General features: G+C 73.2%; 12 protein-coding genes and 1 pseudogene. 4 read left to right on the top strand and 9 right to left on the bottom strand.

The features are described 5' to 3' along the window. From G3I42_RS07455 to G3I42_RS07445, 3 genes are all read right to left on the bottom strand, one after another. On the bottom strand, positions 1-978 hold a 978-nt coding region (locus G3I42_RS07455; protein ID WP_164283534.1), incomplete at its 3' end, for a glycosyltransferase family 2 protein. Then, the gene (locus tag G3I42_RS07450; protein WP_164283532.1) at positions 975-2,729 is read right to left on the bottom strand and encodes a hypothetical protein; all 1,755 of its coding nucleotides are present in this window, start codon (positions 2,727-2,729) and stop codon (positions 975-977) included. The genes G3I42_RS07450 and G3I42_RS07455, both read right to left, overlap by 4 nt. A 147-nt stretch (positions 2,730-2,876) precedes the next feature. After that, positions 2,877-3,341 carry a MarR family transcriptional regulator gene (locus G3I42_RS07445; RefSeq protein WP_164283530.1) on the bottom strand — a complete coding sequence of 155 codons (465 nt, stop codon included), beginning with the start codon at positions 3,339-3,341 and terminating at the stop codon, positions 2,877-2,879. A gap of 145 nt (positions 3,342-3,486) precedes the next feature. On the opposite strand from G3I42_RS07445, the gene G3I42_RS07440 reads away from it, so the two are divergent. After that, positions 3,487-4,383 carry an MBL fold metallo-hydrolase gene (locus G3I42_RS07440; protein WP_203606489.1) on the top strand — a complete coding sequence of 299 codons (897 nt, stop codon included), beginning with the start codon at positions 3,487-3,489 and terminating at the stop codon, positions 4,381-4,383. 2 nt (positions 4,384-4,385) lie between these two features. Here the strand turns inward: G3I42_RS07440 and G3I42_RS37420 are convergent, their stop codons facing one another. From G3I42_RS37420 to G3I42_RS07420, 4 genes are read right to left on the bottom strand one after another with little or no spacing between them, the layout of a single operon-like run. Further along, on the bottom strand, positions 4,386-4,766 hold the full coding sequence (locus G3I42_RS37420; RefSeq protein WP_239096318.1) for a DUF6281 family protein: 381 nt from the start codon (positions 4,764-4,766) through the stop codon (positions 4,386-4,388). 33 nt (positions 4,767-4,799) lie between these two features. Beyond that, positions 4,800-5,720 (bottom strand): carbohydrate ABC transporter permease, encoded by a 921-nt coding sequence (locus G3I42_RS07430; protein WP_164283526.1) that lies wholly within the window; start codon positions 5,718-5,720, stop codon positions 4,800-4,802. Next, positions 5,717-7,132 carry a sugar ABC transporter permease gene (locus tag G3I42_RS07425; protein WP_164283524.1) on the bottom strand — a complete coding sequence of 472 codons (1,416 nt, stop codon included), beginning with the start codon at positions 7,130-7,132 and terminating at the stop codon, positions 5,717-5,719. Before G3I42_RS07425 ends, G3I42_RS07430 begins: the two co-directional genes overlap by 4 nt. 4 nt (positions 7,133-7,136) lie before the next feature. Continuing rightward, complete coding sequence (locus tag G3I42_RS07420; RefSeq protein WP_164283538.1) at positions 7,137-8,486, bottom strand: ABC transporter substrate-binding protein; 1,350 nt, start codon at positions 8,484-8,486, stop codon at positions 7,137-7,139. 424 nt (positions 8,487-8,910) lie between these two features. On the opposite strand from G3I42_RS07420, the gene G3I42_RS07415 reads away from it, so the two are divergent. The 3 genes from G3I42_RS07415 to G3I42_RS07405 all read left to right on the top strand — a co-directional run bounded on the left by G3I42_RS07415 (position 8,911) and on the right by G3I42_RS07405 (position 13,204). After that, a complete protein-coding gene (locus G3I42_RS07415) occupies positions 8,911-9,276 on the top strand; it encodes a hypothetical protein (RefSeq protein WP_164283522.1) in 366 nt (121 codons plus the stop codon). A gap of 64 nt (positions 9,277-9,340) precedes the next feature. Continuing rightward, positions 9,341-10,216, top strand: a complete 876-nt coding sequence (locus G3I42_RS07410; protein ID WP_164283520.1) for a glycosyltransferase — start codon at positions 9,341-9,343, stop codon at positions 10,214-10,216. 231 nt (positions 10,217-10,447) lie between these two features. Then, a complete protein-coding gene (locus G3I42_RS07405; RefSeq protein ID WP_203606488.1) occupies positions 10,448-13,204 on the top strand; it encodes a glycoside hydrolase family 97 catalytic domain-containing protein in 2,757 nt (918 codons plus the stop codon). A 98-nt stretch (positions 13,205-13,302) separates the two neighbouring features. Here the strand turns inward: G3I42_RS07405 and G3I42_RS07400 are convergent, their stop codons facing one another. Next, positions 13,303-13,782 (bottom strand): GNAT family N-acetyltransferase, encoded by a 480-nt coding sequence (locus tag G3I42_RS07400; RefSeq protein ID WP_164283518.1) that lies wholly within the window; start codon positions 13,780-13,782, stop codon positions 13,303-13,305. Continuing rightward, positions 13,779-14,073 (bottom strand): annotated as a pseudogene (locus tag G3I42_RS07395) (hypothetical protein); the annotation flags it as partial. The gene G3I42_RS07400 and the pseudogene G3I42_RS07395, both read right to left, overlap by 4 nt.

Here is a 14,073-nt window from a genome sequence, read left to right as displayed (position 1 = left end):
CAGGCGGCCCAGGTCGCGCGGCGCGCGCGCGTGCCGTACCACCGCCGCGGCCGTGCGCGCCGGGGCGACCGCCGCGGCGATGTCCCCGGGCGCGAACGCCGTCAGGTAGGCGCGCGTCAGGTCCCACCAGGCGCGCTGGTACGAGGGGTCGTGGCGCGGCAACTCCCGTACGTACATGCGCAGTCCGCGATCCAGGAACCCCGCGCGCGCCGCCCGTACGAGGCGCGGCTGCCCGGACAGCTCGGCCACCGCCTGCCGGTGCGCCCGCACCCGTGCGCGCCAGTTCTCGACGCCGTCCCGGTCGAGCGAGAGCGAGCGGCGCCCCGCCTCGCGCCGTACGTGCCAGACGTAGACCCGCTCCGGTACGAGCACCATGCGCGGGCGGGCCGCGAGGACCCGCGCGGTGAAGACGAAGTCCTCGTAGAGGTAGCGCCCCGGCGGGAAGCGGATCGCGTGCGCGCGCAGGAAGTCCGTGCGGTACAGCTTGTTCACGCACAGCGTGTCGGCGGCGACCCGGGGGAGCGCCGCGGGCTCGTCGAGCACGCGCTTCTTCGCGTACAGCTGCCGCTGCCAGGGGAGTTCACGCCCGCCCGGCAGCTCGCGCCGCACGCACAGGCCGCCCGCCACGTCCGCGTCGTGCGCCTCGGCCGCCCGCAGGAGCGCCCGCACCGCGCCGGGCGGGAGCACGTCGTCGCTGTCCAGGAAGAGGACGTACGGCGCCGTCGCCAGCGCCAGGCCGTCGTTGCGCGGCGTCCCGCAGCCACCGCTGTTGACCGTGCGCCGCACGACGCGCAGGCGCGGCTCGCGCGCGGCGAGACGGTCGAGCAGGCGCGGGCTGTCGTCCGTCGAGCAGTCGTCCACGGCGATCACCTCGCGGACCGAATCCCCCTGTGTCAGGGCAGAGTTGACGGCTTCCGCAAGGTGTTCGGCGTCGTTCCAGCCGATCACCACGACCGAGACACCACCGTCGGCCGTCATCGCGAACTCCCCTTCCGCTCGGGGAGCTTGGCGAGCACCTCGCCCGTCTCGCGGCTGAAGTCCAGCACCTTCGCCTCCTTCGGCACCCGCTGCCACCGCGAGAGCAGCAGCCACCGGACGTCGTACCGCCGCGCGATCTCCGCGCGCTGCGCCGCGCTCGCCCGCCCCGACAGGTACCAGTGCGTCGCCCGCCACCGGGCCCGCCGCTCCTTCTCCGGCAGCGCGGGGTCCGACCACACGGGCGCGACCGTGTCGATCCCGAAGCCCGGCAGGCTCCGCACGCCTTCGCGCTGGTCGGTCAGGACCGGCTCGCCCGGCCGGACGGACGAGGCGGCCCACGCGTACGAGGCCCACTCGGGCAGCCGCCGCGTCTGCGGCGGCGTCCACTTCTCGGGCAGGACGGCGCCGGACTGCGCGAAGACGAAGCCCGTGCCCGCCGCCGCCACGACGGCGAGCCCCTTGAGCACCCGCCCCCGCCCCGCCCGCGTCACCTCCACGGCCACCGCGACCTGCGCGGGCAGCACGGTGAGGCCGAGCACCCGCCCGTACGTGAAGTGCCCCGACACCCAGCCGTACGCGGCGACGGCGACGCACGCCGCGCACATCCACGTGAGCGCGTCGCGCCGGTCGCGGCGCAGGCGCAGTGCGAAGGCGGGCAGCGCGACGAGGCCGAGGAGCCAGAACCGCGCGAGGACGTCGGTGTAGAGCGCGGCGTGGGTGGGGTCGAGCACGGCGGAGTCGGTGCCGAGCGTGAGGACGTCGAACCAGGGGAGCCAGGCGAGCGCGGCGAGGACGGCGCCGAGGGGGACGGGCCACCAGGCGGCCCAGGCGCGGAGGGCGGAGCGGGCGGACGCGGCGCGGAGGGATGCGGGACGGACGGGTGCGGGGTGGAGGGCGGCGGGGGTGGGCGCGGCGCCTCGTACGGGGGTGTCGGCTTCGCCGCGTACCCGCGCGCTGTCGCTCCCGCCCCGTACCCGCGCGAGCACCAGCACCGCCGTCCCCAGCACCCCCGCCACCCCGCTCACCGGGTGCACGAGCAGCAGCACGCCGCACAGCACGCCGAGCCCGCCCCGTGCCCACCGCGAGGGCGGGTCACCGCGCTCGGGGTCGGTCAGCTGTGCCGCGTACGCCCAGGTCAGGAGGGCGAGGCCGAGCGCGAACGTGCTCGGGTAGCCGGCCACGACCGGGAGCGAGAGGAGTCCGGCGAAGCCGCTCCACGCGAGCGGTTCCGTGCCCCACAGCGTCACGAGGAGAACGAGCGCGACCGTCGAGGCCCAGCGGCTCGCGGTGAACCGCTTCACGAAGGCGTTGAGCCCGAGCAGCACCACGAGCAGGTTCACGGGCGCGGCGAGCCGCACCGTCTCCCAGCCGCTCAGCCCGAAGAGCCGCGCGAGCACGCCTTCGGCGAGCGCGTACGGCGAGTAGTACGGGCTGCCCGCGCCCGGCAGGTCCGCCGCCGGGTGGCGCGGGTGCAGCAGGCTCGCGCGCAGCCGCTCGACGACCGCCGCGTGCTGCCCGAGGTCGCAGCACGCCTGCACCGAGAGCGCGAGGAGGCTGACGCCGATCCAGAAGAGGCCGCCGAAGACGAAGAACGGGGTCGGCCGCCAGCGTCCGAGCGCGCGGCTCGCGGTCGCGCCCGGCGGATTGCGGCGCCGGTGGAGCCGGGGCGGCGACGCGGGCGCGGCGGGGGCCTGGGGGACGGGGTCGTGCGGGGCGGGGGTGTGCGGGGCCCGGGCGTCGGTGGAATCCACGGCGGACGGGGTTCCTCTCGGGGGACGGCGCCCGTACGGGCCGGACAGGAGATCCGTCCCACGAGGAGGGGGTGCAAAGCACCTAAAAGCGTATTAATTGGTCAATATGAAGTACGGCGGGATGGGGGAGTCGCAGGGGCCCTCGCCTCACGCGGGGGCGACCGTCTGTTCCAGCAGGGCCTGAAGGGCGTGCTGTTGCTCGGGTGACAGGGCGGCCAGGGGTGATTCCCGGGTGAGGAGGTCGAGGAGCCGGTCCCGCAGCGCGGTGCCCTCGGCGGTGAGGACGAGGTGCTTGGCGCGGCGGTCGGTGGGGTGGGGGCGGCGTTCGACCAGCCCCAGCTTTTCGAGCTTGTCGACGACGAACGTCGCGTTGGAGGGCTCGCAGGTCATGCGTTCGGCCAGTTCGCGCATGGTCATCGGCCCGGTCATCTCCCGCAGTGCGGTCGCCTGGGCGGCGGTGAGCCCCAGTGGGACCGCCTGTCGGCGCACGTGATCGGCGATCCGGTGGGCCAGTCCGTTCACCAGGCCGCACAGCTCGCGCTCGGCGACGGCCCGCGCCTTGGGGAGGGTCGTCGCCTCCGGAGATGTCGTCGCTTCCTGGCGTGTCGTCATGGCTTCAGCCTAGCGACTCCATCAAGTCAACATAATTCAAGCAAGAATATTTCTAACTTGATGCTTATGCTGGGGTGGTCATTGCCGGGGAAGCCTCCGGCGACGACTCCACGCGAAGAGGACGAGGCACGAGGGGGCGGAACGCATGGTGAACTCATCGGCACACCAGGATGAGCGGCTGCGACGACCTGCGACGGGCGGTTCGGTGCTGCTGGGCGGGACGAAGGTCTCGTACGTGCCCGACGGGGTGCTGCTCGGGCGGCCGAGGGCCTGGCTGCCGGACACCACGGAGCGGACGTGGGCGGAGCACCCCGAGTACCTGGACGCCTCCGGCTACCTGGTGGCCAGTGTCGGCGGCCTCCTCGTCGAGCACGGCGACCGCGCGCTGCTGATCGACGCGGGCCTCGGCCCGTACGCGCTGCCCGCCGACCCGGCGACGCCGAACGGCCCCGTGCGCGGGGGCGCGCTCTTGGACGGCCTCGCCGCGCTGGGCCGCGCCCCGGAACACATCGAGGCGGTGGCCCTCACCCACCTGCACCCCGACCACACCGGCTGGGCCGCCCACGTCGCCCCCGGCGCCGCGCGACCCGCTTTCACCCGCGCCGCGTACCTGGTGGCCGCGCCGGAGTGGGCGCGGTACGGGTCGCCGACGCCGGACGACGCGGCGGAGGAGCCCGCCGCCACGCTCGCCCCGCAGGTCCGCACGGTGTCCGACGGCGAGGAGGTCTTCCCCGGTGTACGGGCCAGGTTCGCCCCGGGGCACACGACCGGGCACACCGAGTACGTGATCACCGGGGGCGGGCGCCGCCTGATCGCCTTCGGCGACTCCCTGCACGCGCCGATCCAGGTGGACCACCCGGAGTGGACGTGCGTGTGGGACGACGACCCCGCCGCTGCCGCCGAGCACCGCCGCCGCCTCGTGGCCGAGCTGGCGGAGCCCGGCACGCTCGGCTTCGGCGTCCACTTCGCCGACGTCGTCTTCGGCCGGGTCCAGCGCGGGGGCCCGGGCCCGGCCTGGCGCCCCCTGGACGCCGGGGAGTGAGGTCACCCCGTCGTGGTGGGGGCGGGGGACAGTGGCGCGGAGGCTCCGGACGGCGTACGCGCCAGCCGCTCCACCTCGGCCGGGAACTTCCCGTCCGCCCGGCGGGCCGCGACGAGGTACGTGGTCCCTTCGCCCTCGGGGCGGACCGCGAGGGCCACGGCGGGGTCGAGGCCACGTACGCGGTACGCCGTGTGGGGGACCGCCTCGCTCTCGGCGGAGCCTCCGCACGGCGGCTGCCCGGCGGGCCCGAGACTGGTCGGGACGTCGCGGCTCTGACGCGGAGGGGTCGCGCTCCGTGCACGGGGAGGTGCCGCGCTCCGTGCGCGGGGAGGGGGCGGGGCCCGCCCACGCGCAAGGGGCCGCTTCCCCCGTACCCGCGCCAGCGACCCGTACGAGGAAATGCGGCCCCCCGCCCGCTACTTGACCGCTCCCGCCATCACCCCCGACACGAACTGCCGCTGGAAGGCGAAGAAGACGACGAGCGGGATGAGCATCGACAGGAAGGCGCCCGGGGCGAGGATGTCCACGTTGTTGCCGAACTGCCGTACCTGCTGCTGGAGTGCGACCGTGATCGGCGGGCTGCCGGAGTCCGCGAAGATCAGCGCGATGAGCATGTCGTTCCAGACCCACAGGAACTGGAAGATGCCGAGCGAGGCGATCGCCGGGCCCGCGAGCGGCATCACCACCCTGGTGAACAGGCGGAGTTCGCCCGCGCCGTCGAGCCGTGCCGCTTCGAGGAGTTCGCGCGGGATCTCCGCGAAGAAGTTCCGCAGCAGGAAGACGGCGAAGGGCAGTCCGAAGGCGACGTGGAAGAGGATCACGCCGATCGTGGACTCGAAGATCCCCAGCCAGCCGAAGAGTTTGGACACCGGCAGCAGCGCGACCTGCACGGGCACGACCAACAGCCCGACCACCAGCAGGAACCAGCTGTCCCGGCCCGGGAAGTCCATCCAGGCGAAGGCGTATCCGGCGAGCGAGCCGATCAGGACGACGAGGAGCGTGGACGGCACGGTGATGAGGACCGTCGACCACAGGCTGTGCGTGATCGCGCTGTTGTCGAGCAGGTTGCCGTAGTTCTCGACGGTGAGCTGGGCCGGGCTCGTGAAGACCTTCCACCAGCCGTCGTCGGCGATGTCGGAGGGCGAGCGGAGCGAGGAGATCAGCAGCCCGATCGTCGGCACGAGCCAGAACACGGCGACGACGAGGAGGAAGATCCGCAGCACCCCGCCCGCCGCGACCCGCGCGGCGCGTGCGGCGAAGGACTCGCCCTTGCCGGGGCGCTTCGCCGGGGTGGTGGGCGCGGGGTCCGGGACCGTCCCGGGTACGGCGGCGGTCATCGGCGTTCCTCCTTGCGTTCCCTGCGCAGTCTGCGGATGTTGAGCAGCATCACCGGCACCACCAGGAGGAACAGGAAGATCGAGATGGCGCTCGCGACGCCCGCGTCCCCGTCCACGAAGGCCGTGTTGTACAGCTCGACGGCCAGGACGTTCGCGTCGTCGCGCGCGGAGCCCGGCGGGATCACGTACACGAGGTCGAAGATCTTCAGCACGTTGATCATGAGTGTGACGAGCACGACGCCGAGCACGGGTGCGAGCAGCGGCACGGTGACACGGCGAAAGACCTGCCACTCCCCGGCCCCGTCCACCCGTGCCGCTTCCAGGAGTTCGCGCGGCAGGCCCGCGAGCCCCGCGCCGATGAGGACCATCGCGAACCCGGCCCACATCCACACGTACGCGCCGATGACCGACCACGTGACGAGCGAGGGCCCGAGCCAGTCGATCCCGCCGTACGGTTCGCGGAAGTTGTCTGCGGGGAGGCGGAGTTGGGACCCGTCGGCCTTCGCGGGGAGCGTGAAGCGGCCGTCGGCGCCGGCCTTCGCCGAGGCGACGACCTCGCCGTCCTTCACGGCCTCGACCCGCATCCCCGGGTAACCGAGTTCCTTCGGGTCGACCTTGTCGAGCGTGCCGCCGCCGCCCTTGGTGAAGTCCTGCCACACCGTGCCCGTGATCCCGCCGCCCTCGCCGGGTGCGGCGGGCGCGGCGGCGGGCTTCGCGCTGTCCGGCATGACGTCGGGCGCGACCCCGACGAGCGGGAGGAGGACGCTCGTTCCGCCCCGTACCGGCTCCTTCGTCACGAACGCGCCGCCCTTGACCGCCTCCAGCGCCGAGCGCGGGCGCGGGTGCGCCTTCGGGAACGCGGAGGACTCGGCGAAGGTGTCGTGCACGGTCACGGCGACCGCGTTCGCGACGCCCCGGTCGGGGTCTTGCTCGTACACGAGCCGGAAGATGATCCCCGAGGCGAGCATGGAGATCGCCATCGGCATGAACACGAGCAGCTTGAACGCCGTTCCCCATTTGATGCGTTCGGTGAGGACGGCGAGCACGAGCCCGAGCGCCGTCGCGACGGTCGGTGCCACGACGAGCCAGATCGCGTTGTTCTTGATCGCCGTCCTGATGTTCGGGTCCGAGAACATCTCGCGGTAGTTGCCGAGCCCGACGAAGCCGTCCCCCGAGGAGTCGAAGAGACTCCGTACGACGTTCCACACGATCGGGTAGAGGACGAGCGCGCCGAGCAGGACGAGCGCGGGCAGCAGAAAGAGGACGGCGAGCGAACGACGCGTGCGGGTAACGGACTTGGCCCGCCTGCCCGTGACCGGTTCGGGGGATCTGCGGGGCGCGGGTACGCCTCCGCCCGGGGACGCGGGAGGCACCGGCACGGGCCCGGCACCTCCCGCCGCTTCGGCGGCCATCCCGTCAGTCCTTGTACGCCTTGGCCGCGTCCCGCTCCAGGCGCTGCTGGATGGCGGCGACGTCCTTCGGCTTCGCGAGGAAGTCCTGAAGGGCCTTCCACTCGCCCTTGTTGGGCGAGCCGCCGAAGGACTGCGGCATCTGGTCCGACATGTCGTAGCGGATGTCGTCGCCCGCCTTGATCAGCGCCTCGGCGATGCCGCGCTGCACGTCGTTCGGGTACGTACCCGTGTCGAGCGCCTTGTTCGGCGAGATGAAGCCGCCGGTCTTCGCCCAGATCGCCGCCGCCTCGGGCGAGGCGAGGTAAGTGAGCAACGCCTGCGCGCCCTTGGAGTCCTTCAGCGCGACGGCCGCGTCCCCGCCGACCACGGCGGGAGCCTGTCCGCTGCCCACGGCGGGGAAGGGGAAGACCTTGGCGTCGGTGCCGATCTTCGCGTCCGTCTCGGCGATGTTGATGCCGACGAAGTCCGCCTCGAAGACCATCCCGGCCTTCGGCTGGTCGCCGCCCGTGAACGTCTGCGTGACGGAGGCGGGGAAGTCGGTGGCGAGCGCGCCCTTCGCGCCGCCCGCGAGCAGGTCGGGCTTGCCGAAGAGCTGCCCGAGCGTCGTGAGCGCCTGCTTCACGGAGGCGTCGGTCCACTTGATCTCGTGCCGCGCGAGCCGGTCGTACTTCTCCGGGCCCGCCTGCGAGAGGTAGATGTTCTCGAACCAGTCGGTGAGCGTCCAGCCGTCCGCGCCCGCGACCGAGACGGGGGTGACCCCGGAGTCGGCGACGGTCTGCGCGGTCTTCAGGAAGTCGGCCCAGGAGTGCGGGACTTCAGCGCCCGCGTTGTCGAAGACGGCGGTGTTGTACCAGACGAGGGACTTGTTGGCGGCCTTGAAGTAGACGCCGTACTGCTTGCCGTCCACGGCGCCGAGATCCTGCCAGCCCTGCCCGTAGTTCTTCTTCAACTCGGCCTGCGCCTCGGCCCCGACCGGCTTCGCCCACTTGCGCTCCACGGCCTGCTGGATCGCCCCGACCTGCGGCAGCATCGCCACGTCCGGCTGACCGCCACCGGCGATCTTCGACTCCAGGAAGCCGATGACGGGGTCCTGCGCGGCGACGTACTCCGTCTTCGCCCCCGTCCGCTTCCCGAAGTCGGCGAGGACCTTCTCGAAGGCGTCCCGCTCGGCCCCGCTCCAGACGGCGGCGACCTTCACGGTCTGCCCGTCGAGCTTCGGCAACTGAACGCCGGGCGAGGTCTGTTCGGCGGAGGCGGACGCGGAGTGCTCCCGCGTGTCGTCGTCCCCCTTGCCGCTGTCGCCGTCGCTCCCGCAGGCGGTGAGCGCGACGGCCGTCCCGGCCGCGACCGCTATGAGCGCGAGCCGCCGCGACCGCCGCCTCCCAGAGCCTCTCGCCTCGCGCGTCCGTGCATCCCGAAGAGGTGCGTGCATCATCGCCCCGTTCTCTTCCGTCCCGCTCCAACTACGGCTCTCCTCCCGGTGGTTGCCGGGAGAGGGGAACCCATTCCCCCTCCCCGCACATCTACGCCCGCCCGCACGCCCGGACAAGAGGGCGGGAGCCGACGACCTGCGCGGACGCGACGCTTTGTGATCGGGCTGTGACCCGGAAGGGGGGTCTTGGGTGATTCGGCGGACAGCGGAGCGTGCCGCGGTGAGCATGGGCGCATGCGGAGCGAATGCGCGCCCGTGAGGGGGAACTGCCATGGGTCACCGCGGGACCAGGGAACCCGGCGACCGGATCGACGCGCCGCACAAGCGATGACTAGAGAGGAACTTCATGTCGGACACCGAGGGCGGGCGGCGGTTTCGTGCGGCGTGGGTCGCGGGGGTGCGGCGGCACTTCCCGGGGGAGCCGAAGCCGGGGTACGTGAGCGGCTGGGACGAGATGCCGCAGTGGGAGCGGGCGGCGGCCGCGGCGGTGCACGCGGGGGTACGGGGTGTGATCGAGGGCAGCGAGGGCGGGGCCGCCAAGCTGAGCCGGGAGCAGAAGAGCAGGTTCGTCGCGCTCTGCTGGACGGCTCAGATGTACCGGGCCTTCGCCGAGCCGAAGCCCGGGTACGTCGCGGACTGGGCGGAACTCCCCGAGTGGCAGCGGGAGACGGACGCGGACATCTTCGAGGCCATCGAGGCGGAGCGGTACTGAGGACGGAACGGGGACGGCGATAGGGTCAGGTCTTCCGTCCTGTCCGTCCCCCGGGAGAACCCCCATGCCCCTGCCGCGTATCGGTGTGGTCGTCGTGACGATGGGGACGCGGCCGGTGGAGCTGGATGCCCTGCTCGCCTCGGTGGCCAAGCAGGACGTTCCCGCCGCACGGGTCGTGCTCGTGGGGAACGCGACGTCCCTCGCCGATGTCGCCACGGAGGCGACGAAGGTGCCGCTCGCGGAGAACCTCGGGTGTCCTGGCGGGCGGAACGTGGCCTTGGAGCTGTTGCGCGACTCCGGGGACGTCGATGTCGTCGTGGAGCTGGACGACGACGGGCTGCTCGTCGCGGACGACGTGTTCCGGCAGGTCAGCGGGCTCTTCGCCGAGAATCCCGGGCTCGGGGTCGTCGGATTCCGGGTCGCCGACGAGCACGGGCACACCGAGCGGCGCTGGGTGCCCCGGCTGCGGGCCGGGGACCCGATGCGGGGCGGTGAGGTAACCGCCTTCCTCGGGGGCGGGCACGCGCTGTCGATGCCGATGCTGCGGCGGATCGGGCTGTGGCCCGCCGCGTTCTTCTTCGGCCACGAGGAGTCCGACCTCGCCTGGCGCGCTCTCGACGACGGCTGGACGATCCGCTACGAGCCCGGCCTCGTCCTCCAGCACCCCCGTACCTCCCCCGCGCGCCACCCCGGCCACTACCGCCACACCGCCCGCAACCGCGTCTGGCTCGCCCACCGCCGCCTCCCCGCCCCGCTCGTCCCCGTCTACCTCGCCGCCTGGGCGCTCCTGACGACGCTCCGCACCCCGTCGCTCGCCGCCCTGCGCGCCTGGTGGGGCGGCTTCGCGGAGGGCGTGCGCAGGCCCTGTGGCCCGCGCCGGCCGATGCGGTGGCGCACGGTGTGGCGCATGACGCGGCTGGGACGCCCGCCGCTCCTCTGAACCCGGGGGACCTCAGCCTCGCGGGAGAGCCCCTCCCGGGAGAGCGTCCGCCATCGCGAAAGCGTTCGCCCACGCGAAAGCCCCCCGCCCCCGGGAAAGCCTCCGTCATCCGGAACCCATCCGTCCCAACTCCTTGACGTCCGTGTTCAGTTCCGATGACATGTGTGCGAAAACCTTTGGAAAAAGTGCGTTGTTGTTCACCTGGTCGACGACACAGGAAAAGGGACACACATGCGACGAAAAAGGTACGAGCGGTTTCGGCGCGCGGTGATCGGCGTGACGCTGTCCGCCCTCGCGAGCGGCGGACTGCTCGCGGCCACCACGACCCCGTCCACGGCGGCCACCACACCCCCGTCCGCCCCGGCGACCTCCCACCCCTCCGCCTCCGCCTGGACCGTGAGCGACCCCGCCCGCTCCGCCCTCACCGCCCGCCTCGCCCTCGACGCGGCCGGTGAACTGCGCCTGGCCGTCGCCCGCGGCGGCGAGCCCGTGCTGTCGCCCGGCCGGCTCGGCATCCGTACCGATCAGCACGACCTGACCACCGGACTGCGGCTGATCGGCCGCAAGGACCGCACCGTCCACGACACGTACCGCATGACCACGGGCAAGGAGCTGCGCCGCTCGGCCACCATGCGGGAGACGACGTTCACCTTCCGCGGCGCGGACGGCGCCCGCCTCGGCGTGGTGGTGCGGGTCTCGGACGACGGGGTCGCGTACCGGTACGTGCTCGACGAGCGGGGCCCCGTCACCGTGACCGGGGAGGCGTCCACCTTCGAGGTCCCCGCGGACGCCAAGGCGTGGGTCCAGCCGTACGCGACGAGCTACGAGAGCGAGCGCACCGAGACCACGGCGGGCGCCGCCAACGCGGCGGAGCCCCGCACGTGCGCGGACGACACCTGCTCCTTCGGCTATCCCACGCTCTTCGAGGTGGACGGCAGCTACGTGCTGCTGACGGAGGCCGACGTCGACGGCCGCTACTCCGGCAGCCACCTCGACCACAAGGACGGCGCCACGGCCTACTCCGTCGCCCTCGCGGACGACGAGCCCGTCACCTCGCCCGGCCCCCTCTCGACCCCGTGGCGCACCGCGATCGTCGGCAGCCTCGACACGCTCGTCGGCTCGACCCTCGTCGACGACCTCGCCCCGCCCTCGCGCGTCCGGGACACCTCCTGGATACGTCCCGGCACCGACGACTGGTCCTGGCTCAGCGACACCAACAGCCCCGGCGACTTCGACCGGCAGCGCGACTTCGTCGACTACGCGGCCGCGCACGGCCTGGAATACACGCTCGTCGACGCCGGATGGAAGGCGAGCTGGGTCCCCGAACTCGTCCGCTACGCGCGGGCCCGCGGGGTCGACGTCATCCTCTGGTTCGACTGGGCCGACCTGAAGACGCAGGCCCAGCGCGACGCGTGGTTCTCGAAGATCAAGGCGTGGGGTGTCGTCGGCGTCAAGGTCGACTACATGTACTCCGACGCGCAGTCGACCTTCCAGTGGTACGACGCGATCCTGCGCGACACCGCCGAGCAGCACCTCATGATCGACTTCCACGGCGCGACGATCCCGCGCGGCCTGCAACGCACCTGGCCGCAGGTCATGAGCGTGGAAGGGGTGCGAGGCAAGGAGAACGGCCAGAACCCGACCCGGGACGTCTTCCTCGCCTTCACCCGCAACATCGTCGGCTCGATGGACTACACCCCGACGTGGTTCTCCCGCCCGAACCGCCAGAACTCCCTGGCGCACGAGCTGGCACTGCCCGTCGTCTACGAGTCCGGATGGACGAGCCTCGGCGACAACCCCGAGGGCTTCGCGGCCCAGCCGGTGGCAGAGCGGTACCTCGAACAGCTCCCGGCCGCCTGGGACGAGACCCGCTTCGTCTCCGGCGGGCCCGGTCAGCAGTCGACCGGTGAACGGCAGGCCGTCCTCGCCCGCCGCAGCGGGGACCGCTGGTTCGTCGGCGGCATCCTGGCGGGTACGGGCGGCACGATGAAGGCGCCGCTCGGCTTCCTCGGCAAGGGCACGTGGCTCGTCGAGACGGTCGCCGACCAGGACGGTCAACTGCGGCGCACGGTAAGGACGGTGACCGCCAAGGACACGCTCGCGGTGCCCGCCGCGGCCAACGGCGGCTTCGCGGCGCTCGCCTGCCCCGCCGCCAAGGGCCGCACCGACTGCGACCAGCCGGTGACCACCGCGCCCGCGACGACCCTCGCCACGGACCCCTCGACCGTGACCGCGGAGGCCGGGAAGAAGGCGTCGTTCGGCGCCACCTTCACGCTCCCCGAGGGCGCCGCGCTGCGCGACGTGCGGATGACGGTGGACCGCGGGCGGCTGCCCGCCGGCTGGAGCGCCGCAGGAGCCGACGTGCGGGCCCGCTCGCTCCCGGCGGGCAAGGAGCTGAAGGGCCGCTGGACCGTGACCGTCGCCGGGGACCAGCCGGGCGGCACGGTGGAGGTGCCCGTCGTCGTCACCTACGCCCACCCGGCCGGGGGCAGCACCCCGCCGGTGCACGTGGAGGAGGTCGTACGGGTCTCCACCCCCCTGCACGGCACGGTCTACGCGAGCGACCAGCCCTTCCTCGGCGAGAGCAACGGCTTCGGGCCGGTCGAGCGCGACCAGTCCAACGGCGAGGCCGGCGGCCAGGACGGCAAGCCCCTCACGATCGGCGGCACGGTGTACGCCAAGGGCCTCGGCATGAACGCTCCGGGCCAGGTGCGGATCGACCTCCAGGGCCGGTGCACGCGCTTCGAGGCGCACGTCGGAGTCGACGACGAGACCGACGGCAAGGGCAGCGTCACCTTCACGGTCCTCGGCGACGACGACCGTCAACTCGCCGCCACGGACGTCCTCCACGGCGGCGATCCCGCCCAGCCCCTGACCGCCGACGTCACCGGCGTCCACACCCTGACCCTCACCGCGGGCGACGGAGGCGACGGCAAGAACTACGACCACGCGGACTGGGGCCTCGCCCGGCTCACCTGCGCGGACTGACATCCCGGCCACCGAGGGTCCCGGTCTCGTGGCCGGGGCCCTCGGCCGCCGTGAAGCGCTCCTCGGGGCCCGTCACCCTCGCTGGAGGAGGCCCTTCGTCAGCCCAACGCCTTCTCCAAGCACACCAGTTCCGCGCGGGACTCCCACGACGGCACCCGGTGGAAACCCGCGCGTCCGTACAGGCGCAAGGCGTCCTCGCGCCAGGACCAGACCGAGAGGCGCAGGGCCGGGGCGCCCGCCTCGGTGGCGAGGGCGGTCGCCGTCGTCATGAGGGCCGCGCCCACACCGCGGCCCCGGTGGGCCGGGGAGGTCCACAGGCGTTTCAGTTCGGCGGGGGCGGACGCGGGGGTCCGGACGACGGCGCAGCCCGCCGGGGTCCCGGCGTCCGTCGCGAGGAGGACCGTCGCTCCCGCGAACGCCCGTGCGGGGTACTCGATTTCGGCCAGGTACGCGGCGGGGAGGTCAGCCGGGTCCCGGACCGGGGCGCCCTTCTCCTCCTCCGTGCGGAGGTGGTACGCCGCCAGGAGGGGACGCAGGCGGGGGTCCCCGGCGGGGACGGGGCCGACGTGGACGGTCACAGCAGCGGCTCCTGGGGTTTCGCCTCCGCCGCCCTCGCCGCGCGGTCCAGCGCGCTGGCCAGGAGGGCGAGGTCCGTCGGGCCGTTGCCCAACTCGCGTACCGGGCGCGCGCGTTCGGGGGCGTCGCCCATTTTCGGCCACTCCAGCGGGGTGACCGTGGGGCGCAGCGTCGCCGTGCGCGGGATGCGGCCCGTCACGCGGCCCGCCTGGAAGGGCACGGCCGCGCCGTCCTGGGTCAGGAGGCGGCCCCGGCCCGGGGCCGGTTCCTCCGGGGCCGGGGACGGCGCGTCG

The sequence above is a fragment of the Streptomyces sp. SID11385 genome, from assembly GCF_010548245.1.
Taxonomy (GTDB): Bacteria; Actinomycetota; Actinomycetes; order Streptomycetales; family Streptomycetaceae; genus Streptomyces.
The sequence above is the reverse complement of the archived record's forward strand: the minus strand, read 5'-3'. Positions and strand labels throughout refer to the sequence as shown.

Excerpts from the sequence above, each read along its gene's own strand:
- G3I42_RS07440 (WP_203606489.1), top strand. The coding sequence starts at position 3,487 with ATGGTGAACTCATCGGCACACCAGGATGAGCGGCTGCGACGACCTGCG.
- G3I42_RS07410 (WP_164283520.1), top strand. The coding sequence starts at position 9,341 with ATGCCCCTGCCGCGTATCGGTGTGGTCGTCGTGACGATGGGGACGCGG.
- G3I42_RS07425 (WP_164283524.1), bottom strand. The coding sequence starts at position 7,132 with ATGGCCGCCGAAGCGGCGGGAGGTGCCGGGCCCGTGCCGGTGCCTCCC.
- G3I42_RS07415 (WP_164283522.1), top strand. The coding sequence starts at position 8,911 with ATGTCGGACACCGAGGGCGGGCGGCGGTTTCGTGCGGCGTGGGTCGCG.
- G3I42_RS07430 (WP_164283526.1), bottom strand. The coding sequence starts at position 5,720 with ATGACCGCCGCCGTACCCGGGACGGTCCCGGACCCCGCGCCCACCACC.
- G3I42_RS07445 (WP_164283530.1), bottom strand. The coding sequence starts at position 3,341 with ATGACGACACGCCAGGAAGCGACGACATCTCCGGAGGCGACGACCCTC.
- G3I42_RS07405 (WP_203606488.1), top strand. The coding sequence starts at position 10,448 with ATGCGACGAAAAAGGTACGAGCGGTTTCGGCGCGCGGTGATCGGCGTG.